A 23,271-nucleotide genomic window follows, 5' to 3' on the forward strand; every position below is an offset into this window, starting at 1 on the left:
CGCCTCACCGGCGAGAGCACCATCTCCTGGCGCGACCCCGCAAAGCACCATCAACCACAGATTCCGGGATGAAACAACGGGAGAAAACGACCTCTGAGTGCCCAAGCTCCAGCCATCCGTGCGCAGAGACTCCGTGGGAAGAGTTCCTCAGCCCTTGCCGGCACGCGCGCTGTCGAGTGGTCAGGTCGACCACCCTGGTTCGCCGGGCCTGTCGGGAACACGACCGGCTGAAGCGCCGGAAACGGCAGGCAGGAGAGTGGATGGCGCAAGGAGTCGTACGCTCGACGACGCTGTTCGGCCGCGCGGACAGGCGCGGTTGGGAAGGTAGGCAGCCGAGCGGGCACAGGTCCCGTTGATCATGGAGTTGCCAACGCTCTGTGCTCACCGAGGAAGCCTGTGCCTGCGCTTCCGTCATGGCTGACCGAGCCGCTCCGGGAGCGATTCGCAGTCCTGCTGCCCGAGCGGCCGGAATACCACCCGGACCATCCACTTGGCTGCCACCGCCGACGCATCAGCGACCGGATCATCTTCGACAAGACGCTGCACCTGCTGCGCTTCGGCTGTTCTTACGAGGCGATCGCCGACACCACCTGCCCGGCCACCACGATCCGCAGCCGCCGCGACGAATGGATACGACTGGGCGTCTTCGCCCGACTCAAGCAAATCGCGCTCGACGCCTACGACCGGATCGTCGGTCTCGCCCTCGACCAGATCGCCGTAGACGGCTCCATCACCAAAGCTCCAGGAGGCGGCGAGGTGGCCGGGCGTTCCCCGGTCGACCGCGGCGAACAGGGCCTGAAACGCTCGGGCATGACGGACGGATACGGCATTCCACTGGGTCGTGTTCTGGCCGGCGCCAACTGCCACGACTCCCCGCTGCTCGCCCCGACCCTGGACCGTCTGGACGACCTGGGTCCGTTGCCCGACGAGGTCACCGTCCACCTGGACGCCGGCTACGACTCGAACAAGACCCGCACGATGCTCGACGAACGCGGCCTGCACGGCCGCATCGCGAACAAAGGCGAGAAGGCGCCCATCCAGGCCAGTCAGCGCCGGCACGTCGAACGCACCCATGCATGGCAGAACGCCTTGATCGCGGTCGGCGTCGACGCCGACGGACACCGCAAGATCCTCGGCCTCGACGTCGCCACCGCCGAGGACGACACCGGCCGGCCGGCCTTCCTGCGCTCACTGATCGCCCACGGCCTGCCCGGCGTCCAGCTCGTCGTCTCCGACGCCCACGCCGGCCTGGTGGACGCGATCGGCGCGGTCCTGCCCGGCGCCCCCTGGCAGCGCTGCCGCACCCCCCCCACGCCCTGAACGGGCGAGAGCCAGGGCCCGCGCCGGTGGGCGTCACTCCTCTGCTCCCCAGCAGCGGGGCGGGTCCCGGCGCGGCCGCCCGGTCAGCCGCCGAGCGCGGCGGAAGGTGCGTCCCCGTTCTGGGTCTGTCGGGCCCGCTCCGCGAACACCGTGGCCAGGTCCCGGACACCGTCCTCGTCGATGCCTCCCTTGTCCGCGGAAGCCGCCAGGGTCCACAGCAGCGTCGTGCCGACCCGGACCTGGGTCACGGCGCCGGGCTCGCCGCGGAAGCCGGAGGAACCGAACCGGGCGTCGCGCTCGTCACCGATCGGGCCGAGCCCGAACGTCTTGGCCCTCTGTCCCGCCCTCTGGCCGTAGTAGCCGTCCCAGAGCACGTCGTACGCTTCCCGGGCGGCCTGTTCGCTGTCGTAGGCGACGATCAGAAAGGTGGCGGTGGCGGCAGTGTCGTCGTGCCGGAAGGTCGAGGCGCCGTAGAAGCGGGAGTTCTCGCAGCCCGCGTTGTCCTTGATGGGGCAGGCCTGCGACCTGTAGAGCTTGTCCATCTCGACGGCCTTGGGCCGAGCGGACTCCTTCCAGCCCGTCATGGCCTCGCCGTCCGGCAGCGTCTGCCGTGCCTGTTCCTTCGTGAGCGCCACCGCCTCGCCGTTCCCGCTGTCGCTCTCCGCGCCGCCGCCACAGCCTGCCAGCAGCAGCGTCGCCGCGGCCGCCACGCACCACCGGTAGTTTTTCATGATCATGCCACCACCCCTCGGGCGGTGATCCTACGCGGACCGTCTTCGCGTAGGGGCGCCGCCACGAACAGGGATCGTCAGCCGCCGTCGCAAGCGATCCACCGGCCGATACCGGTCCAGGTCGGCTCGGCCGCTTCCCCCGGCACGGTGCCAGTGAGGCCGTCGAGGTGCTGGACGGCCTCGTCGGCCTCACTCATGGCTCGGACACGGCGCGCACGTCCGGGTACTTCTGCCGCCGGGGACGCAGTGCGTCGGCCCTCTCGCGGGCGAACTTCTCAGAGGTCTCGCGCGGTTCGGGTCCTACGGTGCGGACGGAGGAGGACGGCGCGTTCCAGGCCGGCACGACGTGCGAGTCCGTGGTGCGGCGCTGTGATGCTCGGAAGGCGAAGTCGATGACGTGCCGTCGGGGCTGCCGGTGTCCAGGCCGAGCACGGCGGGCCGGAACGCGGTGGCGGCGGGCAGGCCCTGCGCGGTGAGGAACTCCGCGGCCGTGTCGGCGCCGTCCACCTCGAACCGCTGGTGGCGGTCGCCCGCCCGGGTCAGGCCGATGTCGTGCAGGACCCAGACCGGGAACAGCAGCTCCGGATCGTAGGCGCGTCCCGGCTTCGCGCCCTGGTGGTCGGCGCGGAGGCGGGCGAACAGCGCGCTGTGGTCGGCGGTCGTGGTGACCACGGCCGCCTCGTCGGCCAGGCGGCCCGATCCCGGTAGCTCTCCTCGGCGTGGTCCGGCCGGGGCCGCGTCCGGCTCGTGGGGCCGGGAGGCGACTGCTGCTGTGCAGGTCGACTCACTCGGCCCTCTGGACGTCAACGCGCTCGCGGGCCGCCCGCACGCGTCACCGTCTCCTCACGGAGGCGGTGGCATGCGGTGACCCGTGTCCGGATAGCCGCTTTCAGGTGGCTTCACGCATGTACAGGGCGTTCATCCGGGGTACCTGTCACCGGTCACGGCATTCGCAGACCGCCGGCGCGAAAGGCGACGTACAAGTGAGCACACGACGCGGCACGGCCCTGGTGACGGGAGCCTCCTCCGGCATCGGAGCGGCGTACGCCGGGCGACTGGCCTCCCAGGGGTGGGACACCGTTCTCGTGGCCAGAAGGGCGCAGCGACTCGACGACCTCGCGCGGCGACTGCGCGAGGCGACGGGCACCACGGTGGAGCCCCTCGTGGCCGATCTGTCCGAGCCCGACGATCTGGCACGGGTGACTCGGCGTGCGGCGGACGACGACATCGGGTTCCTCCTCAACAACGCGGGGATCAACGGCTACGGCCCGTTCGCCGGACTCGAACCGGAACTCATGGCGAAGATCCTCGGCATCAACGTCCTCGCCGTCACCGCGCTCACGCGGGCCGCGGTCCCGGCCATGCTGGAACGCGGGCACGGCACCCTGGTCAACGTGGCCTCCCAGCTGGCCTTCGCGGGCGCGCTGCCGCCGCATCCGCTGCCCGAACGCGCGGTGTACGGCGGCACCAAGGGCTACGTGGTCACCTTCACCCGCACCCTCGCCGCCGAACTGGCCGGCACACCGCTGCGGATCCAGGTGCTGTGCCCCGGCCTGACCGCCACCGAGTTCCACCGGTCGCGTGGTGACGAGCCCGTCCCTGGACGGGACCAGTCCGTGCACGAGGACGGCGGCATGCCCGTGGACCGAGTCGTCGACGCGTCACTGTCCGCACTGGGCACCGGCGAGGTGGTGTGTGTACCGGGACTCGAGAACCCGGCCTTGATCGACGGTCTGGCAGAGGCCGAGCTGGCGATCCGCACGGCGGCTCGCCGGGGCGGGAACTGACCTCGGCCCGTCGGCACGGCGGACGGCATCGGCCACAGCGGGCCCCTCCCGCCATGTGCGCTCCCCCACCGCGTCCGGCCGGACGCGAGCAGGTCCATGGTTCCGAGTACGCGGTCCGCGAAGCACAGGGGAAACACACGTACCGTCCTCACCTGCGGCAGTCGCTCGCTCATGCTCCGCCTTCCGTATCCGCCGACATCCCGCCCGTAGAGGGCAGCGCCCCGATGCGGCAGCGGGCGGGAGAGCGGTCGAACTGTCCGGCATCCGGCTGACGGTCTCCTCCGGAGGGCGCCGGCCCCGGCGGGGCCGATCAGGCCCTCACCGGCCACTTCACGCAGGAGGACACGCGCCCTGCACGGTGAGCGATGCGCCGCGGGCCGCTGTGACGGCGCGCCCGGCTCCACCAAGTGTCGATATCTCGACATCGGGTACAAGCGGTGCCATGCCGACGCCCGCATCCCCCACCGCCGCCTTCGAGGCCGCGTTCTTCGGCTCACCCGCCCCCATGGTGATCCTGCACACCGACCTGCGGATCCAGAACGTGAACCACGCCTACGCTCACGTCACACGGCGGGAACGGGACGAGTTGACAGGCCGGCACATGTTCGAGGCGTTCCCGGACAACCCGCACGACCCCCATGCGGACGGTGTGGCAAAACTCGGTGCGTCGCTGCGGCGCGTCATGCACGACCGCGCGCCCGACACCATGCACGTCCAGAAGTACGACATACCGTGGAAAACCTCTCCCACCGGTTTCACGGAGAAGTTCTGGAGCCCGGTCAACAGCCCGATCCTCGACCCCGAGGGCGCCCTGGTGGGGATCGTGCACCACGTGGAGGACGTGACCGACGTCCACATGGAGCTGCGGCGGATCCGCCAGGCCTACGAACGCACCGAGACGCCCACCGCCCACGACGCCGAAGCGCAGAGCCGGTTCGTCCGCTACCTCGCCCACGCCGACGAGGAACGCGACCGGCTGGAACGCCTGGAGAACCAGGTCGGCCAGCTGCGCCAGGCGCTCACGTCGCGCGCGGTGATCGACCAGGCCATCGGTATCGTTCAGGCCGAGCGCCGCTGCGCTCCGGATGACGCCTTCCAGGTCCTGGTCAGGATCTCCCAGCGCACCAACGTCAAACTCCGCGAGATCGCGGCCGCACTCGTGCACCACGCAGCCGCTGGGGATTCCGCTCCGCTGCTGCCGTCGACGTGGTGACGTCGCCGCCCGCCCTCATGGCTACGTGTCCGGCGAAGACGACCGGGTGGGCCTCGTCCGGGCCGACGCAGCGTCCAGGACCGCTCGGGCCTTCTCACACGGCACGCCATAGCGCGTCCGTCGAACAGGGCATCGCCCGGTGACTGCCGCCCCTCCCCCGCCGGGCCCATACAGCCGCCTCGCTTTCGAAGCGTTTCCCGTCACCCGCTCGCTTGCCCGAAAACGACACCTCGGTCCCCGGCAGTCGTCAGGAAACCCTTCAGGCACCCGGTTGACCGACCATGTCGGTGAGGACCTGCGCAAGGTCACGCAGGTCACGGTCGGTCGGCGCCACGCTCGACCGGTCCAACGGGCGCGGGCGGCGAGTTCCCCTGGCCGGCGATGGAAACCGCTTGACGAGGCACGCTGATCACGGGAAAGGATCGTGCCGCAGGCGGACGACGAACTGCTCGCCTCCGACACCAGCGACCTCGAGACGTGAACAGGCGACGTGCACGCGCCCTCAGATGCGGACGCACCTCCCTGTGCCGCGACCATTCGCGTAACGCACCGCCCCGGCCGACGCCCGCAGACAGCGTGCGTTCAGCGTGGTGCGCGGCGGTTCGGGTACTACGGACGGCCAGGAGGGAACATCATGACGCGCGTGAAGAGGTACGCCGTAGCCGCCACCGGACAGTGGACCGACCAGGAGGTGGGCCGCCGTCGGCTGCCCACAGGCGAGGTGCACGCCTGGGAGCCGGGCCTGAACCAGACCGTTTGCGGGTTGTCCCTGAGTCGCTCGCAACTGGTCCGCTTTCCGCATGTGGTCTGGCAGGACACCTTCCCCGAATCCGGAGGCGCGGCGGACCGCGTCCAGCGCGTGTGCCCCCGCTGTGCCTCCGTCGCAGGACGCCGCGGCGGTGACGCCCGTCCTCGGTGGCACCGCACGAACCCCCGACCGTGAGCGAATGGGCGAGAAGCCCCGTCCGTCAGCGGCACCGCATGGGCAAGGGCCCAGGTCGGATCTGTCGGTCACACTCCGTGCGTCTGAAGCCGATCTCCGACAGGGCCGCTTGCCTCACCCGGTGCTCGTGGACCTGTCCGGCGCCACTGTCCTGGACTCCTCCGGGCTCACCTGTCCGATCGCCGCCTGCCGCACCGTCCGGAGCGTCGGCCACCGCCTCGCGCTGATCGCACCCGGTCAACCGTGCAGTACAGCGCGTTCAGGGAAATCTGCCGACCGTGGGCGGCGTGGGGTTGACCGGTGCTCGGGGAACGCTCCTGTCCCGCAGGGCCGCGGTTCAGGGGATCAGGGGATCAGCTCGTCCTGGTGTCCGCCGCGCCATTCGGTGAGCAGGACGGTGGCGTCGTCGTCGAGTTTCCCGTCGTGGTGATCCATGACGGCCGCCATCAGCCGTCGCAAGGTTTCGTGCAGGGTGTGCCGACCGGAGTGATGGCGCCGGACGAAGTCGACGAACCGGTCCCGGCCGAACTGCCTGCCCCGGATGTCGCGGGCCTCGACCACACCGTCGGTGTACAGCAACAGGCGGTCGCCGGGCTCCAGCTGCTCGGTGCACTCGGCCACCGGCAGGCCCAGACCCGCTCCCATGGGGCCGGCCGGCGGGCAGGCCAGCTCGATCGTCCACCGGTTCCCACGGATCAGAATCGGAAGATGGTGACCGCGGTTGACCCAGGTCAACCGCCCGGTGTCCATGTCGAGGTCGGCCAGGATGCCGGTGACGTAGCGGCTCGCGTCGAACTGATCCAGCAGCGTCTGTTCAACCCACTCGCTGGTCTCGGCCAGTGACGCGCCGTGGCGGCGGGCATTGCGGCAGGCCGCCACAGCGACGTTCGCGGTGATCCCGGCAGTGGTGTCGTGGCCCATGGCGTCGAAGACACCCAGGTGGAGCACGTTGCCGGTCACGGCGTAGTCGAAGACGTCTCCGCCGACCTGGTAGGCGGGTTCCATGATCGCGCCCACCGTCACGTCGTGCCCGGCGTACGCGGGCGGAGGGGTGAGGTTCCACTGCATCTCCGCCGCCACGTTCATCGGCTCGGTGCGCACCAGGCGCGCGAAGGAGTCACTGAAGGACCGCTTGCTGAGCAGGAGCAGGGCCGTCATCGACGCCAGATCACGTACGGCTTGGCGGGTCGACTCGTCATCGGTGTCGGTGTCGGTCCGCAGCACGCCCAGGCGCTCCACGCCGTCGGTGACGGCCACCCACCACCGTCGCCGGCCGTGCGGCACGTTGTCCGTCGCCGGCTCGGCGAGCAGGTCCACGCGCTGGTACGCCTGACCGGGCAAGCTCCCCTGGACGGTGAATTCCTGCCCGTCGGTCCCGGCGTCCGGGCCCTTGCCCGTGAGCCTGCGCAGCACCGTCTCGCGGATGTCGACGACGAAGACGGCCGTGTCGTACGCCCCGGTACCGGCGGCGTACTCGGCGATGAGGTCCGGCAACTGCTCGAACGTGGCGATGTGGCTGGACTGCATCAGCCGTACCAACGCCAACGCCGCCGCACCTCTGTCAACCACGGCCGACACCCGGCAGGGAGCAACCGTCCCGAACGGGCGGGTCCAGGGGGAGCGAGGGCTTGCACCTCCGGCGCGGGTTCTCTTCGCCTCCGTCGGCATGGTCCGTACGCATGCGTCCCGGCGATGTCCCACACCCGGACAGACGTCCCGGCAGCGCAGGGCGGACGATCGGCATGACGGCTTCCCTCCCGCCCGGCACCTACCGGGCGTCCTGTTACTGCGGGGTCTACCCGTTCCCGGACAACCGCACGCAAACCGCACCGACAGGCCACAAGTGTTTCACGCGTGTGGGACAGTCGTCCGGGATCGGAGCGCGACGAGAACACGCCCCGCCCGGCGCCCCTGCGGCACGCGGACCCCGACCTCCTGAGCCGCTCCGGCTTCCGCGCCCGGGCCCTCGCCGACGGGATGCCGCAACCATTGCGCGATCCCGACCCGGCACCGGAGCCGCAGTACGGAAGTGAAGCGCGAGTGCCCGACGGGATCGCCTACCACCTCGCCTGCGCCCCGCTGGACGCCACCGTCACCGACCTGGTCCACGTCGCCGGATGCCGCTGGAAGACCGAGGAGTGCTTCCAGAGCGCGAAGAACGAGTGCGGCCTGGACCAGTACGAGGTCCGCCGCTACGTGGGCTGGTACCGGCACATCACACTCGCCGTGCTCGCCCACACCTTCCTTGAACGCCTCCTTGAGGACGTCGACCTCGCACTCCTCGCCGGTGTCCGGATCGGTGACGAGGAACCGGCCGCTGAGCGGACCGGTCTGGACGTGCGTGGTCCGCCGTCCGCGCGCGCTGAGCCCTGCTGTGGGTGAGGCGACGATCTCCTGCATCGGAGCGGGGGTCTCGGTGGCGACGTCGAGGTCGCGGCTGACGCGTTCGACCAGGCCGTGCGCCTGCACGGCGTGTCCGCCGGTGAGGACCAGAGGACAGGGGAGCCGAGGTCGAGGATGTCGGCGAGGAGACGCTCGTGGAGCGGAGTGAGCTTCACACGGCGGTCGTGTCGGCCGGAGCGGTACGGAGCAACTCGGGGAAGGCGTCCTCCCAGACCTCGCGGATGCAGGGACTGACCAAGCGCCGCAGCACCTCGGCACGGGGAGCGGTGGTCGTCGTGTCCATACGTCCAGTATCGCTGCCGGGAGGCGGCGGCACGGCGCATGTGCGGCAGCGGCCGCAGGCGACATCCGCAAGACACGCTGCTCGGGCCCGGCACACAGCCCACTCGCTCAGGATTCATGCCGCGGACGAGCTGTCGAGTCACGCAGCGAACCCTCCGAGCGGGAGCCAGGCACATGTGCCCAGGTTCCCCGTCATGGCGGTCACCAGGTCCGCAAGCCAGGACGCTCCCTCGCCCGATGCTGACCGTTTGCTGACTCGAGCGACCCGATCACGTCTCTGACCTGTGCAAATACCCAGATGCCAGATCTTGGACCTGAACAGAGTACGCAGCACTTCGGACTGCTGGAAGACGGCTCCCTGCCTGCGTTCCTGTGCGAACCAGGCTGTTGTGACGGCACGTCAGGAACTTGAGGGGCACGGGGCGAGTCGTTCCCCGAGGGGCCTTGACGGGCCTTGGGTCAAGGCCCCCCGGGGGCGGTGAGGATGCGGTTGAGCGCGCTGCCGGGGCGGCTCGTGAGTTCCTCCCAGGTTCCCTCTTCCCTGATGCGGCCCTCCTCGAGAACGGCGATGCGGTCGGCACGGCGAATGGTGGCCGGGCGGTGCGCGATGACGATCGTCGTGCGGCCCTCCTCCTGGAGCGCGGTGGCGAGTTCGGCGTCGCCGGTGTTGTCCAGGTGGGCGGTGGACTCGTCCAGGATGAGGACCCGCGGCCGGACCAGCAGTGCGCGGGCCAGGGCGATGCGGGCCCGCTGGCCCCCCGAGAGCGTGGCGCCCCGCTCGCCGACGAGGGTGTCCATCGGGGCGATCCGATCGACGCCGCACAGCCGTGCCGCCTCGGCCAGCGCCTGGTCGTCGGCCTCGGGTGCGGCGAGCCGCAGGTTCTCGGCGAGGGTGCCGTGGAAGAGGGGCGTGTCCTGTCCCACCAGTACCACCGCACGCCGCAGTTCCGCGTCGCTCACCTCCCGCACGTCCACGGGGTCGGCATGGGCGGGCACCAGCCGGACGGCGCCCGCGGAAGGGTCCCAGAACCGGGCCAGCAGGTGGGCGCAGGTCGACTTGCCGGCACCCGAGGCGCCGACCAGGGCGAGCGTCTGCCCCGCAGAGACCGTCAGCTCGACGCCGTCCAGCACGGGCCGTCCTCCGTAGTCGAACCTCAGCCCGTGCAGCCGGACGCCCAGCGGTCCGGGCGGCAGGGCGCGGGGTGCGGCGGGCGGCGGGGCGAGAGCCGGGGCCTTGACGGCCGCGTCGACGCGGGCGGCGGCGGCGCGCAGCGCCACGGCCTGGCTGAGGGCTCGGGCCGACTCCGCGACGGGGCCGAGGACGGACAGGGCCAGGGTCATCGCCGCCGGGGCCCACGCGCCGTGCAGCCGTCCGGAGGTCGCCGACTGTGCCGCCGCCGCGACCACGCCGAGGATTGCGGCCACGATGAGGAGGTCGCGGACCGCGGCCGCGACGGCCTCCCAGGTGGTCTCGGCGCGTTGGGCGTCGCCCACCTGCCGCCCTCGCTCGGCGAGCTTGCGGCGGTGCTCCGCCAGGGCGCCGAAGGCGAGCAGTTCGCGCAGCCCGTCGACGGCCTCCACCGTGTCGGCCGACAGCTTCGCCATGGCAGTGCGGGTACGGGTGCCGCGCGCCGCGCGGGCGCGTGCGTCGGCGAAGGGGGCCGCGGCGAGCAGGGCCGCGACCGGCAACACGGCAGTCAGCAGCCACGGCTCGACCGTGGCAAGGACCGCGGAACCGCCGGTGAAGACCGTCCCTGCCGCCAGCAGTTGGGCTGTCGTGTGGGCGTAGAAGAACTCCAGTGCCTCCACGTCGGCCATGGCGGTGGCGGCGAGGTCGCCGCTGCGTCGGCCCGCGACCCTGGCGGGCGCGCTGCGGGCGAGTCCGTCGAAGACGCGTACCCGCAGGGCGGCCAGTACCCGGTAGGCCAGGTCGTGCGAGAGGTCCATCTCCCGCCAGGTCGTCAGGGCACGTACGAGGACGAGGGCGACGAGCGCGGTGACGGTGGCGGCCGAGGGGGTGTGCCCTTCGATGACGGCGGTGCCCACGGTGTGGGCGGCGAGGGTCAGCAGCGCGACGAGGGAGCCCTGTTCGAGGAGCGCGGCGGCGCAGGTGCGGGCCGTCATGACGCGGTGCTCGGCGAGGGCGGGGAGGAGGGCGCGCAGTGCGCCTCGCGCGGGTACGTCCGCGGCGGCGGTGTCGGTGGTGACGGCGGTGCTCATGCGGCGCGTTCTCCTCGGTGGGCGTGTCCGGCCTCGACGAGCCTCGTGTAGACGCCGCCGGCCCCGGCCAGGTCGGCGTGCTCGCCGACGGCGTCCACCCGTCCCTCGTCGAGGACGACGATGCGGTCGGCGTGCCGGACGGCGTCCAGCCGGTGTGCGACCACCAGGACGGTCCGGCCGTCGGCGGCGTTCAGCAGTTCTCGGACGATGTCCGCCTCGCGGCGTTCGTCGACGGCGCTCGTGGCCTCGTCCAGGACGAGTACCGGGGCGTCGGCCAGCAGGGCCCGCGCGAGGGCGAGCCGCTGGCGCTGCCCGCCCGAGAGGGTGGCGCCGCGTTCGCCGAGGACGGTGGCGTAGCCGTCGGGGAGGGCGGTGATCTCGTCGTGGACGCCGGCGACGCGTGTCGCACGGGTCAGGTCGTCGTCCGTGGCGTCCGGCCGGGCCAGGCGCAGGTTGTCGGCGATGGTGGCGTGGAAGAGGTACGTCTCCTGGGAGACGACGGCGATGCCCTGCCGCAGCGAGTCGAGCGCGTACGCGGTCGTGGGGCGCCCGTCGAGGGTGATCCGGCCCGCCTGCGGGTCGTGGTGGCGCAGGAGCAGGGCCAGCAGCGTGGACTTGCCCGCGCCGGACGGGCCGACGATCGCGGTCGTCCGTCCCGCCTCGGCGGTGAAGGAGACGCCGTCCAGCGCGGGCGCCGGCGCTCCGTCGTAGGTGAAGAGGACGTCGTGGAAGCGCAGTTCGGGCGGTTCCTGCCAGTGCGCGGGTGCCGTTCCGGTGTCGGGGACGGCCGGCTCGGCGGTGCGCAGGGCCGCGAGACCGTCCGCGGCCGACGCCCCCAGGTATCCGGCGTGCCACTCGCGGGCCAGGTCGCGGACCGGCCGGAAGCACTCGGAGGCCAGCAGCAGCATCAGGTAGGTGCCGGTCGCCGTGGTGGATCCGGTGACGGCCGACCAGCACGCCAGGAGCGCTGCGGCGGCGGTGCCGCCCTGGATGGCGAGGTCGGTGATGCCGGTGTCGACCAGGGACACCCGCAGTTTGGCGACGGTCGCCCGGTGCAGCGCCGCGGACCGCTCCTCCAGGCGTGCGCGGGTGCGCCCGACCGCGCCGGCGGCACGCAGGGCGGGCATGCCCTGCAGGGCCTCCAGGTAGTCGGCGCCCAGCCCTTCGTAGGTGTCCCAGTGCTCCTTGCCGCGGGCGGCGAGGAGCCGGTCCCAGGCGCGCGGCCCGGCCAGGGCGAGGAGCAGCGCGGGGACGAGGCCGAGGAGGGCCCGCGGTTCGACCACGGCCAGGGCGCTCAGGACGAGGGGCGGCACGGTGAGGGTGATCAGGAGCTGGGGCAGGTAGCGGGAGACGTAGGCGTCGACGCCCTCCACCCCGTCGACGAGAGTGGTGCGGACGGCTCCGGCCCGCGCGGTGGTCAGGTGAGCGGGACCCAGCCGGCCCAGGTGGGCCAGGAGTTCGTCCCGCAGGGCCACCCTGACCCGGGCCCCGGCACGGGTGGCGGTGCGCCGCTGCCACACGGCGAGCCCGGCGCGCGCGGCGACGACGGCGAGCACCGCGGCCAGCAGCCACGGGAGCCGTCCGGTGTCACCGCGGGCCAGGCCTGCGAGCCCGAGGGCCAGCAGTGCGGCCTGTGCCAGGTGGGTGAGGGTGACGGCGCCCTGCAGGAGAGTGGCCGCCAGCAGGGGGCGCCGTGCGCGCCCTGCGGCGCGGCGCAGTTCGGGGTGGACGATCATGTGGGGTTCTCCTCGTCGGCGTGACGGGTGCCGAGGGCCAGGGCGTGCACGACCCAGTCCCGGTCCGGCGCGGCGCAGAGGGCGGCGACGAGGTCCACCGGGCGGTCCTCACGGAGGTCTTCCACGGTGGCCCTCACATGTGCGGCGGAGGCGCCAGCGTGAAGTCCTCCGGCGCGCTCGGCGCGGTCGTGCGCCATCCGCGGGCGACGGCGGCCTCGGCGAGGCGCGGGCAGTCGAAGTAGCCGAAGGCGGCGGGGGCGTTGGGCAGGAGTCCGGAGACGAGGACCCGGGCGACGCGCGGCGAGGTCTCGGCCACGTCCTCGGTGGTGAGGTCGAAGGTCATGACACGGTGACCGCCCGCGCGCAGCGTGCCCTCCAGCCGCTCCCGGCTGCCGGTCTCGACCGCGTCGACGGACACGGTCCCGAGGGCGGGCGCGGTGAAGCGCCGGGCCTCGGCCGCCATCCGTTCGTCCAGCCCCACCTGCACGTGCGCCCCCGGGTCCCGCACGTGCTCGAACTGCTCGCCGCACACATCGAGATAGCGGCCGTCGGCCCGGTGCTCCAGATACAGCCCACGTGCCGGCAGCCCGGCCTCGACGGCCTGGAACACCCAGCCGTCGGGGTCGGTCAGGCCCTGGGTGAGGACCCAGGTGTGGACGGCTTCGAGGACAGCCTTGCGGGCGGCCTCGGCCGGGTCGTACTCGCAGGCGAACCCGGCGGCGCACAGACCGAGACGCGGGTCGTGGACGAGTGCGGCCGTGCAGGGGGCGAACTCCGAGCGCATCTCGACGATGTGGACGTCGAGCGCGGAACCGGCCGGTTCGCGGTGAGCGGGCGTGGCGGCGAGCCGACGGGACCGGACGTGCGCCGAGGTGACGTCTCCGGGAGCGGCGGCCACCGGCTCGACGTACGCCTGCCAGCCCTCGCGGTGGCAGCGCAGCCACGCGACGCCGTGCTCGGGCAACCGATCGGCGGCGTCCCACCACCCGTCCGGCACAGGTCCGTCCAGGCACCACACGACCGCGGAGGGGTTTCCGTCGAGCAGGTCCTCGATGCCCACCGGTGATCCGTCGGAGGCGGTCACGGCCGAAGTCGTGCGCGGTCGCGCGCCCAGGGCGGCCAGCTGTGCGGCGAGCGGTTCGGTCAGCACCGGGTCGCCGAGGATCCGGATGTCCCGGCGAGCGGCGGGCCACAGCGAGGGCCACGGCCCTTCCGTCAGACAGCCGACTTCCTCGAACGCCCGCACCACCCACTCCAGTTCCTCGTCCACTGGGGCTGTGGCCCCCTCGGTGAGCAGGGAGAGCAGGGCGTCCTCGTCCGCGTCTCCTGTCCTGACGCTGAAGAACTCCCCTTCCGGGGTACGGACGGCGAGCCCTCGCCCGGGCACGGCGACGCCCTCGGCACCGGGGACCAGTCGGCTGCGGGGCACGGCGTTCCTCCTGTCGACGGTGGCTGGGACGGGCGTGGGCGGTGAGGCCCTCGCTCACTCCTCGGTGTCCTCGAAGGGGTTCTCGACGAGCGCCGTGATCACAATCTAATGAATCTGATTTTCATATTCTAGAGCGGGGAGGGGGTGATCCGGGTAACACACCGGCCAGCCGCCCTCGGGGTCCCGGCCGACCCGGCCGGCCACCTTCAGCACGTCCGCCAGCAACCGCGGTGTCACGACCTCCTTCGGTGTTCCGTCGGCCACCACCCGGCCGTCGCGCAGGGCGACGACGCGTTCGGCGAACCGGGCGGCGTGGGCCAGGTCGTGCAGCACCATCACCACCGTGAGCCCGCGTTCCTCGCGCAGGCGAACCACGGTCTGCAGCACGTCGAGCTGGTGGTGCAGGTCCAGGTAGGTGGTCGGCTCGTCGAGCAGGAGAACGCGGGTGTCCTGGGCGAGCGCCATCGCGAGCCGGACACGTTGCCGCTCACCGCCGGACAGCGCGTCGACGTCACGGTCGGCCCACTCCTCCACCCCGACGTCGCGCAGCGCCCGGTGCACGACGGGGTCGTCGCCCTCGCGCAGCATGCCCAGCGGGCCGCGGGCCGCGTACCGCCCCTGACGGACGAGGTGGCGCACCGTCATACCCGGCACGGCCGGAGCGGACTGGTGCAGCAGCGCCACCCTCCGTGCCGTGGCGCGTCTGGAGAGCCGGGCGAGGTCGTCCCCGCCGAGCAGCACGCGCCCTTCGCCGGGCTGCAGCAGCCCGGCGGCCAGCCGCAGCAGGGTCGACTTGCCGCAGCCGTTCAGGCCGATGAGGGCGGTCAGTTCGCCCGGACGGACGGTCAGGTCGACGCCCCGCAGCACAGGCCGTCCGGGGTAGCCGAAGTGGACCCCCTCGACGTGGATCCCCACGGACTCGGTCATGCTCTGTCCTTAAGTCGACTTCAGAACGTACGGTTCGGCGTGCGGCGCACGACGACCAGCAGCAACGCGGCGCCGAGACAGGCGGTGAGCGCCCCGACCGGCAGCGTGAGCCGTCCCGAGTCGAGCACCGCCGCCAGCAGCCGCGAGGACAGCTGCGCCGCCGCGTCCGCCCCGCACACCACCACCGCGCCCGTCAGGGCGGCACCGGGAAGGCTCCTGCGCAGGTCCGCGCCGAAGACGGCCACGGCCAGATGCGGGACGAGCAACCCGACGAAACCCAGCGCCCCGACGGCGGCCACCGCGCCCGCCGTCAGCGCCACCGCACACAGCAGGGCCAGGGTCCGGGCCGGGCGGGCGGAGAGGCCGACGGCGAGGGCGATGTCGTCCCCGCAGCGCAGCAGGGTCAACGGCCCCGCCAGCAGCCAGGCAGCGACCCCCCAGACCAGCGCCCACGGCCACAGCAGGTGCCAGTGCTCCCACACCCGGCCCTCCGTGGTGCCCACCAGCCACTGCACCACACTGCCGAGTTCGCCCGGCTCCACGAGCAGCACCATGGCGGTGAGCCCGCCGAGCACCGCCGACACCAGCACCCCGTGCACGGCGGTCTGCGCGGGATCACCGCGCCCGCGGCCGGCGAGCAGCCACAGCAGCGCCGCTCCGGCACACCCGCCCGCGCACGCGGCGAGGACCACCGCCAGGGGCGAGTCCCACCCGGCGAGTCCCAGGGCGGTCGCGGTGACGGCGCCGAGCACCGCCCCCGGCGTCACGCCCGTCACCTCCGGCCCGGCCAGGGGATTGCGCAGGGCGGACTGCAGGACCAGCCCCGCCACGGCCAGGCAGGCGCCCGCACAGAGGGCCACCAGCAGCCTGGGCAGGCGCAGCTGGAACAGGATGTGGCGTTCCGTCGCGTCACCGCCCCCGTTGAGGACGTCCCAGACCGCGCCCGGGGACATGCCGCGTCCGGCCACCAGTTCCACGCCGGCGCACACGGCGGCCAGTGCCGCGAGCGCCGTGAAACGCCGGGTCATCGTGCGTCCTCCACTCCGGTCGTCCTGAGAGCGCGCGAGGGGGTACCGCCGGGCCCGCCGCGCCCGGGGCCGCCCTCGCGAGCCTGGTTCGACGTCCCGGCGCGAGGAACCTCGTCCGCCGCGCCGGAAGCCGTCCTCCGCGGTCCGGGCAGCGGCTCGCGCGCCGCGGCCGGAGCGGCCGGTCCACGCCGGGCGGCCCGGCGGCGGCCGCCCGACCGCATCAGCGCGACACCGGCCGGCACCCCCAGCAGGGCCGTCCAGGCACCGGCCGGCGTCTCCACGGGCGCCAGCGCCAGCCTGGCCGGGACATCGGCGACCGTCACGACGACAGCGCCCCAGGCCGCGGACCACGGGAGCCAGCGCACCGCCCCCGCCGTGGGATCGAACCAACGGCTCAGGTGCGGAGCGAGGAACCCCACCCACGCGACGGGCCCGCACACCGCCGTCACCGGGGCGATCAGCACCACGACGATGGCCAGCGCGGCCAGCCGGGCGCGATGGGCGCGCACACCCAGCGCCTCCGCGTCCTCGTCACCCAGCCGCATCACCGACAGCACCGGCGCGCACAGCACGAGAGCGGGCACCGCGACGAGCAGCCACGGCCACAGGCCCGTCACGTCTTCCCACGTCCGGGCGGAGAGGGAACCGAGCAGGTAGCGGTAGATCAGCTGGAGGTCGAGCTGGTCGGCCATGACCATCAGGACGAGCAGCGCGGCCTGCAGTGCGGCCGCCACCGCGGCACCGGTCAGCAGCACGGCGGACGGGCTGCGGCCCAGCCCCGCGACGAACAGCGTCAGCCCGCCGCCGAGTGCGGCGCCGCCGATGGCCGACAGCGGCTGGACGGCGGCGGGCAGTGAGAGGGTCAGCACCAGCGGCGCGGCCACCCCGAGCGCGGCCCCGGACGACACGCCCAGCATCTCCGGCACCGCCAGGGGGTTGCGCAGCGCCTCCTGGAGCACCAGTCCGGCCGCCCCCAGACAGGCTCCGGCGACGAGCGCCAGCAGCAGGCGGGGCACGCGGAGTTCGGTCACGACGATCCCGGCGAGGGTGGTGTCCCCGTCCAGCACCGCGGCGACCAGCCGGTGCGGGGGGACGTAGGGGGTGCCGAGGCTGAGCGCGCAGACCGAGGAGACGGCCAGCAGTACGACCACCAGAAGCGGTTGCCACCTCCGCGCACCGCGCGACGGCCGCTGTCCGCCCGCCGCGGCACGATCGGCCGCGGTGGGCACCGAGAAGGACTTCCTCACCGCAGCGCGGCCGTGGCCTCGTCGAGGACGATGCCCAGCGAACGGGTGCCGCGCCCCTTGGCCCACACCTCTGAGTTCACCTCGTGGACGTCACCGTTCTTCACTGCCGGGATCTTGCCCCAGAGAGGGTTCTCGGCCAGCTTCTCCGACAGCTTGCCGTCCGCGTCGCCGAAGCTCATCGTCTCGACGAACAGCACGTCGACGTCCTGGGCGAGGATCTCCTCGAGGCTGTAACCGCCCTCCACACCGCGGGACTTCCACGGGTAGTCGGCGATCTTGGGGAACAGGCTGGCGGCCACGTCACCTTCCGGCGTCGCGACGCCGAAATTCTCGTCACTGCCGTAGATGACGAGCGCGGTCTTCTCGCTCGGGGCCTTCTCGGCCTCGGCGAGCTTCGTCCGGAAGGTCCGCTCCGCCTTCTCCCCCTCGGCGGTGCGGCCGGTGAGCGCGGCGACGTCGCGCAGGTACCCCACGCTGTCCTGCCACGTCTCGGGCTGCATGGCCCAGAACGTGGTGGCACCCTTGAGCGCCGGGGCGAGCTTGCCGTGGGTGTCCCCCAGGCCGATCACGAGATCGGGCTTGTGGGAGAGGATCGCCTCCACCTCCGGGGCGATGAATCCACCGGGGATGACGTCGACCTCCTCGGACTTCTCCTCCCCCAGGAAGTCGGGGTGGGCGAGCAACGCGCTGTTGGTGGCCGTCGGCACGATGCCCAGTTCCGTCAGGATGTCGTCGCACAGGGCGAACAGGCAGACGATCCGCTCGGGTTCCTTCTTCAAGGAGACCTCGACGCCGTTCGTGTCGGTCAGTTCCGTCGACGCCTTGATGGGTTCGACGGTCACCTCCGTCCTCGCCGCGGGCCCGGCCTCGTCACTCGCGGGTTCTTCGGAGGACGAGCCGCAGCCGACCAGGACGGAACCCACCGCCGCTGCGGTGATCCAACTGCGGACGAATCTCGACGGTGAGCGCAGCATCGATGCCCTCGCTTCTTTTCAGGTACCGGGAACGCATCGAAGATACATGATAATCGTTTTCACTAGACCGGTCTCCGGAGGATTCATGCCCGATGCCACACCCGTCCTGCTCGTCTCCGACCACGTGGCCGGATCCGTACACCTGCCGACCGTGCCGGACGGCGCCGTCACCGGACGCCTCACCGGCCGTCACCTCTCCGAGCACGCTGGGTTCCTGGCGCTGCCGGGAGGGCGGGTGGCCTGCGTCGACGACCGTCGCGGGGAGCTACTGGTGCTCGATCCCTTCGCCGGGAAACTCGTGGAACGCGCGATCCCGGTCGCCGTGCCCGCCGAGCACCTCGCCTGCGATCCGTCCCGTCGCCGACTGGTCGTCACCACCGACCTCGGCAAGAACAGCGAACCGTGGTCGGACCTGCCGACGGTCGTCGGCCTGGCCACCGGAGAGGCCGCGCGGGTACGCACGCGCGTCGGCGAACCGGGGGTGACGGTGCTGGGCGGCGGCGACCCGCTGGTCGTGCTGCGGCACCGGGAGCCCGACGCGCCGGCCGCCCACCGGTTCGCGGACCTCCTCGCGGCTCCGCCCGGCTGTCCTCCGGTCACACCTCGCGCGGTCCTGCCGCTGCCGGACGGCGGACACGGGGACGCCCGGGCACCCGGCTCGGGGCACGTGTTCGCGGCCACGGGCGAGGGAGTGCACCGGGCCCGGAGGAAGGGCGACGCACTCGCCGCCGAGGCGGTCATTCCGTGGGGATCGCCCGCCCGGGGCGGGTACCTCCGGCTCGACACCCGGCGGCAGGCGTGGTGGACCACGCTGCGCGGCGGCCCGGACCCGCTGCGACGGCCGGAGTGGACCAACCGGGCATGGCGCCACGATCCGGGAACGGGCCGCACGCTGCTCACGGACCTCGGTCCCGGACTCGTCTTCCGGCCGGCCCTCGCCCGGCGCCACACCGCCTTCACCCGTGTCCATCCCGACGGCGACGAGCTGATCCTCCTCGGCGCCGACGCCGTCGTCCGCCGCTCCCCGCTGCCGGCCATGGACGGTGATCCCGTGGGGCGGTGACGGCGTCCCCTCGCGGTTCCTCGCACATCACATCCGGGGAGGCGACGCGCTCGCCCTTGCGGTCGAGGACGACGAGTTCAGTGGTGCCGCCCCGAGCCGGGGTGCGCGAGTGTGGGGGAAATGAGGGCGTGCGCAGGCGCGACACCAACCACCGGGAAGATCGGGGACAGAAGGTGCCGCGCGGGCCGCTCTATATCCGCAGGAGTTGGGGTCGGGAAAGGTCGGGCGGCGCCCGACTGCCCTCGGCCGACTCCAGCATGCTGCCGCTCCGAGCGACAGCGGCGGGGACGTCTGTGAACGCGGCGCTCAGTGCCGGTGGGGTGCAGGAGGAACCGACGCCGGTGGCCGCGCACACCTGTGGGGCCCTCCTCTCACAAAGCCGAGTTGCTGGACGGACAGGTGTCGGTCGTCGCCGGCCTTCCGGGGGTGTTGGGGATCGCGGAGGACGACTGGACGGCGTTGGGTACGGCGGAGTTCCTGCGGACCTGGGTCGGGCACCCCGCCTTCCGGCTGGTCGAGCAGTCCGGACGGATCCGCGGCGGAGGTGGTGCGGTGACCTGGAACGTTCGCCATGTCGCCTGATCATGCGGCGAGAGCGGATCGGCCGCCCCAGCGGATGTCTCTCTCGCTGTGGGTGCGGGCGTGTTTCCTGCGCTCGGCTGCCAGGACGTCGGGTGGGATGTGGCCGGTTCCCGTCACCGGGTCCATCGCGTCTGTCGGCTCCATGACGGATCCGCCATGGGTCATGGAGTGCACGGCACGGCCGGCGTGCGCCGTGGAGGCCGAATGACGCGTGTCCGCCGCCGGACATCCGGCCCTTCCATGCCGCCTCCTCGCTTCCTCCCAGCAGTCGGACGGAAGAGGTGGTCGGTTCCCGGAGGGGCGAAGAGGCCGCAGGAATGCCGGGCTTCGCCTCCCTGCCGCCTGACGGCAGGGAGGGCGGCTCTCCGAACGTCGGGCAGTCGGTCGAAATGGCCCCGGGTTCAGGAGCCGAGGCGCCTCAGGTCCGCCGCGAGTGAGCTGACGGCCGCGGGGTTGCGCGGGCTCTCGACGAGGTCGACGTAGTCGAGGGTGACGATCCGGTCGTTCTTGACGGCGGAGACGTTCGCGAGCGGCTTGTAGGACGTGAGGAACTTTCGCTTCTGTTCCGCGGTGGTGTCGCCGTAGTCGTTGATCACGATGACCTCGGGGTCGCGGGCGACGACCGTCTCCCAGCCCACGGTGGTCCAGCTGTCCTCGATGTCCTTCATGATGTGGTCGCCGCCGGCCTTGGTGATGATGTCGTGGGGTCCGGCGAAGGCGCCGGACGTGAGCGGCTTGTCCTCCCCGCTGTCGTAGAGGAACACCCTCGGCCGGTCGGCCTCCTTCGGAGCCTTCGCCTGTGCTGCGGCCACCTGCTCCCGGAACGAACCGATGAGGGTTTCGGCCCTGTCCTCGACGTCGAACACCTCGCCCAGGTTCCGCAGGTCCGTGTACAGCGCGTCGAGCGGTGGCATCACGCCGCGGGCCTTGCCCTGTCCGTTGCGGCACGACTCACTGAGCAGGTACGAGTCGACGCCCAGGCGTCGCAGCGCGGCGGGCGTGAAGCCCTCGCCCTCGTTGAAGCCGTAGTTCCAGCCCGCGAAGACCAGGTCGGCACGGGCGTCCAGGACCAGCTCCTTGTTGATCCGTTCCTTCGAGAGCCACTCGGTCTTCCGGTAGCCGTCCTTCCACGGCACCTTCGCGAGGTCTCCCTTGTCGTCGGGCATGACGTATCCGGCCATGTGGTCCTCGAGACCGAGGGCGAACATGATCTCGGTGATGCCCACGTCGTTGGTGACCACGCGCTGCGGAGCCCTCTCGAACGTCTTCTTCTCACCGCAGTTCTCGATCGTGACCGGATAGTGGCTGCCGGACGCCCGGGCGCCGTCCCCCCTCCCCTCCTCCGACGAGACGTCCGCCCCGCAGCCGGTGACGGTGAGGGCCAGGACGAGGGCGAGGGCGGCGGGGCGTGCGCGGTTCGGCATGGGACGGTGACTCCTTCGAGGGGACCGGGGAGGGGGCTACGGGGAGGGGAGACGGTCGAAGAGCAGTTGGACCGCGCCTGTTTCGGGGTGGGGGACGCGGTGCGCCCGGACGCCGAAGACGTCGGCCAACAGGGCGGGCGTGAGGACGTCGTGGGGGGCGCCGGAAGCGGCGATCCGCCCGCCGTCGATGACGTGGAGGACGTCGCAGTGGAGCGCGGCGAGGTTGAGGTCGTGCAGCGCGGTGAGCACGGTCAGCCCGCTGGCCCGGACCAGGGAAAGGACCTCCAGCTGCTGGGCGATGTCCAGGTGGTTGGTGGGCTCGTCCAGCACCAGGACCTGCGGCTGCTGGGCGAGTGCACGGGCGATCAGGACCCGTTGCTTCTCGCCGCCGGAGAGCGTGAGGAAGCCCCGGTCGGCCAGGTGGCCGACGCCGACTCCGTCCAGTGCGGCGGCACACGTGCGCCGGTCCTCGTCGGTGTCCCGGGCCACCGCCCCCTGGTGCGGCAGCCTGCCCATGGCCACGACCTCGGCCACCGTGAAGTCGAACTCCGCGACCGCTTCCTGGGGAAGGGCGGCGAGCCGGCGTGCGCTCTCGCGCGTGTTCATGGCCAGCAGGTCGTCGCCGTCCAGACGTACCGCACCGGCCGTGGGACGCAGGGCCCGGTAGACGCATCGCAACAGGGTCGACTTACCACTGCCGTTGGGTCCGACGAGTCCCACCACCTGGCCACTGCCCGCCCGCAGTGAGACGTCCTCCACCACCCGCGCGCCGGAGATCTCCACGGTGACCGTGTCGATGTCGACCCGCATCACACGCCTCCGAAGGTGTAGGCGCGGCGGCGCATGAGCAGCACGAAGCAGGGCACGCCGATCGCGGCCGTCAGTACGCCCAGTGGCAGTTCGGCGGGGGCGAGCACCACGCGCGACAGGATGTCGACCCAGACCAGCAGCACGGCGCCGGCCAGGGGCGCGACGGCCAGCAGCCGGCGGTGGTCCGCCCCGACCAGCATCCGGGCGGCGTGCGGAACCATCAGGCCCACGAAGCCGATCGCTCCGCTGACCGCGACCACCGCCCCGGTGACGGCGGCGGTCGTGAGGAAGAGTTCCTTGCGCAGCCGCCCGGGGTCCACTCCCAGTGCGGCAGCGGTCTCGTCGCCCATCGCCAGGGCGTTCAGGCGCCGGGCCGACCATCCGAGGTGGACGAGGCCGCCGAGCACCGCGCCCGCGGCGATCGGTACGGAGGCCCAGCTCGCGCCGCCCAGACTGCCGAGCAGCCACATCATCGCGGAGCGGGCCGCTTCACCGTGTTCGGCGGCGAAGACCATGAACGTGGTCACGGCGGAGAAGCCGTAGTGCATCGCGGTCCCGGTCAGCAGGAGGCGGAGCGGTGTCAGTCCCCGCGGGGTCCGGGCGATCGCGTACACCAGTGCCATGGCGGCGAGCGCGGAGAGGAACGCCGCCGTGGACAGTGCCCAGACGCCGAGTGCGCCGAAGGCGCCGAAGATGAGCACGGCGTTGGCTCCCACGCCCGCGCCGGAGGAGATGCCGAGGACGAACGGGTCCGCGAGCGCGTTGCGGACCATGGCCTGGACGCCGACACCGACGGCTGCCAGACCGGCGCCGACGACCGCCGCGAGCACGGCGCGCGGGAAGCGCAGTTCCCACACGATGGTGTAGGAGGAGACCTCGTCCGGGGCGATGGCCCCACCGGTCAGCCCCGCCCAGAGGTAGTGCAGTGCCTCGCTCCACGAGAGTCCCGACGCCCCGATGCCCGCCCCGCAGGCCAGGGAGACGGGGAGCGCGACGCACAGGCCGGTCACGAGCAGGGGCAACGGGACGCGCCGGGGTGGTGGGGGCCCGCCGCTCGTGGTGCGGTGCGGTACGGCGGGTATGCGGTCGCGGAGCGTGGCCACAGGCGGATCGCTTTCGCCTCGGGCCGTGCACCTACGTGATCGAAGGAGC

General features: G+C 72.3%; 20 protein-coding genes and 5 pseudogenes. 8 read left to right on the forward strand and 17 right to left on the reverse strand.

The features are described 5' to 3' along the window. Nucleotides 1-396: 396 nt before the first annotated feature. A pseudogene (locus KUM38_RS28290) lies at nucleotides 397-1,086 on the forward strand (IS5 family transposase); the annotation flags it as partial. Nucleotides 1,087-1,089: 3 nt separating this feature from the next. Continuing rightward, a pseudogene (locus KUM38_RS28295) lies at nucleotides 1,090-1,305 on the forward strand (transposase); the annotation flags it as partial. A 98-nt stretch (nucleotides 1,306-1,403) separates the two neighbouring features. Here the strand turns inward: KUM38_RS28295 and KUM38_RS28300 are convergent. After that, complete coding sequence (locus KUM38_RS28300; protein WP_217133324.1) at nucleotides 1,404-2,057, reverse strand: hypothetical protein; 654 nt, start codon at nucleotides 2,055-2,057, stop codon at nucleotides 1,404-1,406. 294 nt (nucleotides 2,058-2,351) lie between these two features. After that, nucleotides 2,352-2,723 (reverse strand): hypothetical protein, encoded by a 372-nt coding sequence (locus KUM38_RS42285; RefSeq protein WP_254397885.1) that lies wholly within the window; start codon nucleotides 2,721-2,723, stop codon nucleotides 2,352-2,354. A gap of 311 nt (nucleotides 2,724-3,034) precedes the next feature. Between KUM38_RS42285 and KUM38_RS28310 the strand changes: the two genes are divergently transcribed. From KUM38_RS28310 to KUM38_RS42290, 3 genes are all read left to right on the forward strand, one after another. Next, nucleotides 3,035-3,838, forward strand: coding sequence for an SDR family NAD(P)-dependent oxidoreductase (locus KUM38_RS28310; RefSeq protein ID WP_308409070.1), 804 nt, complete (start codon nucleotides 3,035-3,037; stop codon nucleotides 3,836-3,838). Nucleotides 3,839-4,280: 442 nt separating this feature from the next. Continuing rightward, a complete protein-coding gene (locus tag KUM38_RS28315; RefSeq protein WP_217133328.1) occupies nucleotides 4,281-5,051 on the forward strand; it encodes an ANTAR domain-containing protein in 771 nt (256 codons plus the stop codon). 634 nt (nucleotides 5,052-5,685) lie between these two features. After that, entirely contained in the window at nucleotides 5,686-5,994 is a 309-nt protein-coding gene (locus KUM38_RS42290) for a hypothetical protein (RefSeq protein WP_254397886.1), read from the forward strand. 345 nt (nucleotides 5,995-6,339) lie between these two features. Here KUM38_RS42290 and KUM38_RS28320 read toward each other — a convergent pair whose 3' ends face one another. Beyond that, a complete protein-coding gene (locus KUM38_RS28320; protein WP_217133381.1) occupies nucleotides 6,340-7,521 on the reverse strand; it encodes a PP2C family protein-serine/threonine phosphatase in 1,182 nt (393 codons plus the stop codon). A gap of 573 nt (nucleotides 7,522-8,094) precedes the next feature. On the opposite strand from KUM38_RS28320, the pseudogene KUM38_RS28325 reads away from it, so the two are divergent. Next, nucleotides 8,095-8,241, forward strand: a pseudogene (locus KUM38_RS28325) (IS701 family transposase); the annotation flags it as partial. On the opposite strand, the pseudogene KUM38_RS42295 reads toward KUM38_RS28325, so the two are convergent. The 10 genes and pseudogenes from KUM38_RS42295 to KUM38_RS28360 all read right to left on the reverse strand — a co-directional run. Beyond that, nucleotides 8,242-8,552: pseudogene (locus tag KUM38_RS42295) on the reverse strand (hypothetical protein); the annotation flags it as partial. It lies immediately after the preceding pseudogene. After that, entirely contained in the window at nucleotides 8,549-8,680 is a 132-nt protein-coding gene (locus KUM38_RS43040; protein ID WP_302181289.1) for a hypothetical protein, read from the reverse strand. The gene KUM38_RS43040 and the pseudogene KUM38_RS42295, both read right to left, overlap by 4 nt. Before the next feature lie 458 nt (nucleotides 8,681-9,138). After that, nucleotides 9,139-10,899: an ABC transporter ATP-binding protein gene (locus KUM38_RS28330; protein ID WP_217133331.1), complete on the reverse strand. Its 1,761-nt coding sequence runs from the start codon at nucleotides 10,897-10,899 to the stop codon at nucleotides 9,139-9,141. Then, complete coding sequence (locus KUM38_RS28335; RefSeq protein WP_217133333.1) at nucleotides 10,896-12,635, reverse strand: ABC transporter ATP-binding protein/permease; 1,740 nt, start codon at nucleotides 12,633-12,635, stop codon at nucleotides 10,896-10,898. The genes KUM38_RS28330 and KUM38_RS28335 overlap by 4 nt, the downstream gene beginning before the upstream one ends. Continuing rightward, nucleotides 12,632-12,760: a hypothetical protein gene (locus tag KUM38_RS43045; RefSeq protein WP_302181290.1), complete on the reverse strand. Its 129-nt coding sequence runs from the start codon at nucleotides 12,758-12,760 to the stop codon at nucleotides 12,632-12,634. The genes KUM38_RS28335 and KUM38_RS43045 overlap by 4 nt, the downstream gene beginning before the upstream one ends. Nucleotides 12,761-12,768: 8 nt before the next feature. Further along, the gene (locus KUM38_RS42300; RefSeq protein ID WP_308409072.1) at nucleotides 12,769-14,064 is read right to left on the reverse strand and encodes a YcaO-like family protein; all 1,296 of its coding nucleotides are present in this window, start codon (nucleotides 14,062-14,064) and stop codon (nucleotides 12,769-12,771) included. A gap of 105 nt (nucleotides 14,065-14,169) precedes the next feature. Beyond that, nucleotides 14,170-14,991, reverse strand: a complete 822-nt coding sequence (locus KUM38_RS28345; RefSeq protein WP_217133334.1) for an ABC transporter ATP-binding protein — start codon at nucleotides 14,989-14,991, stop codon at nucleotides 14,170-14,172. 20 nt (nucleotides 14,992-15,011) lie between these two features. Beyond that, nucleotides 15,012-16,019, reverse strand: a complete 1,008-nt coding sequence (locus KUM38_RS28350) for an iron ABC transporter permease (RefSeq protein WP_217133336.1) — start codon at nucleotides 16,017-16,019, stop codon at nucleotides 15,012-15,014. Further along, nucleotides 16,016-17,170 (reverse strand): FecCD family ABC transporter permease, encoded by a 1,155-nt coding sequence (locus KUM38_RS28355; RefSeq protein WP_374227094.1) that lies wholly within the window; start codon nucleotides 17,168-17,170, stop codon nucleotides 16,016-16,018. The genes KUM38_RS28350 and KUM38_RS28355 overlap by 4 nt, the downstream gene beginning before the upstream one ends. Nucleotides 17,171-17,262: 92 nt before the next feature. Beyond that, on the reverse strand, nucleotides 17,263-18,240 hold the full coding sequence (locus tag KUM38_RS28360) for an ABC transporter substrate-binding protein (protein ID WP_217133338.1): 978 nt from the start codon (nucleotides 18,238-18,240) through the stop codon (nucleotides 17,263-17,265). Nucleotides 18,241-18,325: 85 nt separating this feature from the next. On the opposite strand from KUM38_RS28360, the pseudogene KUM38_RS28365 reads away from it, so the two are divergent. Continuing rightward, nucleotides 18,326-19,291: pseudogene (locus tag KUM38_RS28365) on the forward strand (hypothetical protein); the annotation flags it as partial. Between the two features lie 202 nt (nucleotides 19,292-19,493). Here KUM38_RS28365 and KUM38_RS43730 read toward each other — a convergent pair. After that, nucleotides 19,494-19,658, reverse strand: a complete 165-nt coding sequence (locus KUM38_RS43730; RefSeq protein ID WP_374227095.1) for a DUF6153 family protein — start codon at nucleotides 19,656-19,658, stop codon at nucleotides 19,494-19,496. Between the two features lie 29 nt (nucleotides 19,659-19,687). On the opposite strand from KUM38_RS43730, the gene KUM38_RS28370 reads away from it, so the two are divergent. Further along, complete coding sequence (locus KUM38_RS28370; RefSeq protein WP_217133340.1) at nucleotides 19,688-19,885, forward strand: DUF6368 family protein; 198 nt, start codon at nucleotides 19,688-19,690, stop codon at nucleotides 19,883-19,885. 401 nt (nucleotides 19,886-20,286) lie between these two features. Here KUM38_RS28370 and KUM38_RS28375 read toward each other — a convergent pair whose 3' ends face one another. The 3 genes from KUM38_RS28375 to KUM38_RS28385 are packed head-to-tail and all read right to left on the reverse strand — an operon-like array spanning nucleotide 20,287 to nucleotide 23,222. Beyond that, entirely contained in the window at nucleotides 20,287-21,309 is a 1,023-nt protein-coding gene (locus KUM38_RS28375) for an ABC transporter substrate-binding protein (RefSeq protein ID WP_217133342.1), read from the reverse strand. Nucleotides 21,310-21,345: 36 nt separating this feature from the next. Next, nucleotides 21,346-22,119: an ABC transporter ATP-binding protein gene (locus KUM38_RS28380; RefSeq protein ID WP_217133345.1), complete on the reverse strand. Its 774-nt coding sequence runs from the start codon at nucleotides 22,117-22,119 to the stop codon at nucleotides 21,346-21,348. Beyond that, on the reverse strand, nucleotides 22,119-23,222 hold the full coding sequence (locus tag KUM38_RS28385; RefSeq protein ID WP_217133346.1) for an iron ABC transporter permease: 1,104 nt from the start codon (nucleotides 23,220-23,222) through the stop codon (nucleotides 22,119-22,121). Before KUM38_RS28385 ends, KUM38_RS28380 begins: the two co-directional genes overlap by 1 nt. Nucleotides 23,223-23,271 lie beyond the last annotated feature (49 nt).

It is taken from the genome of Streptomyces sp. AC558_RSS880, from assembly GCF_019049255.1.
Classification (GTDB): domain Bacteria; phylum Actinomycetota; class Actinomycetes; order Streptomycetales; family Streptomycetaceae; genus Streptomyces.

Excerpts from the sequence above, each read along its gene's own strand:
- KUM38_RS28300 (WP_217133324.1), bottom strand. The coding sequence starts at position 2,057 with ATGATCATGAAAAACTACCGGTGGTGCGTGGCGGCCGCGGCGACGCTG.
- KUM38_RS28315 (WP_217133328.1), top strand. The coding sequence starts at position 4,281 with ATGCCGACGCCCGCATCCCCCACCGCCGCCTTCGAGGCCGCGTTCTTC.
- KUM38_RS42290 (WP_254397886.1), top strand. The coding sequence starts at position 5,686 with ATGACGCGCGTGAAGAGGTACGCCGTAGCCGCCACCGGACAGTGGACC.
- KUM38_RS28320 (WP_217133381.1), bottom strand. The coding sequence starts at position 7,521 with ATGCAGTCCAGCCACATCGCCACGTTCGAGCAGTTGCCGGACCTCATC.
- KUM38_RS43040 (WP_302181289.1), bottom strand. The coding sequence starts at position 8,680 with ATGGACACGACGACCACCGCTCCCCGTGCCGAGGTGCTGCGGCGCTTG.
- KUM38_RS28330 (WP_217133331.1), bottom strand. The coding sequence starts at position 10,899 with ATGAGCACCGCCGTCACCACCGACACCGCCGCCGCGGACGTACCCGCG.
- KUM38_RS28335 (WP_217133333.1), bottom strand. The coding sequence starts at position 12,635 with ATGATCGTCCACCCCGAACTGCGCCGCGCCGCAGGGCGCGCACGGCGC.
- KUM38_RS28345 (WP_217133334.1), bottom strand. The coding sequence starts at position 14,991 with ATGACCGAGTCCGTGGGGATCCACGTCGAGGGGGTCCACTTCGGCTAC.
- KUM38_RS28350 (WP_217133336.1), bottom strand. The coding sequence starts at position 16,019 with ATGACCCGGCGTTTCACGGCGCTCGCGGCACTGGCCGCCGTGTGCGCC.
- KUM38_RS28360 (WP_217133338.1), bottom strand. The coding sequence starts at position 18,240 with ATGCTGCGCTCACCGTCGAGATTCGTCCGCAGTTGGATCACCGCAGCG.
- KUM38_RS28375 (WP_217133342.1), bottom strand. The coding sequence starts at position 21,309 with ATGCCGAACCGCGCACGCCCCGCCGCCCTCGCCCTCGTCCTGGCCCTC.
- KUM38_RS28380 (WP_217133345.1), bottom strand. The coding sequence starts at position 22,119 with ATGCGGGTCGACATCGACACGGTCACCGTGGAGATCTCCGGCGCGCGG.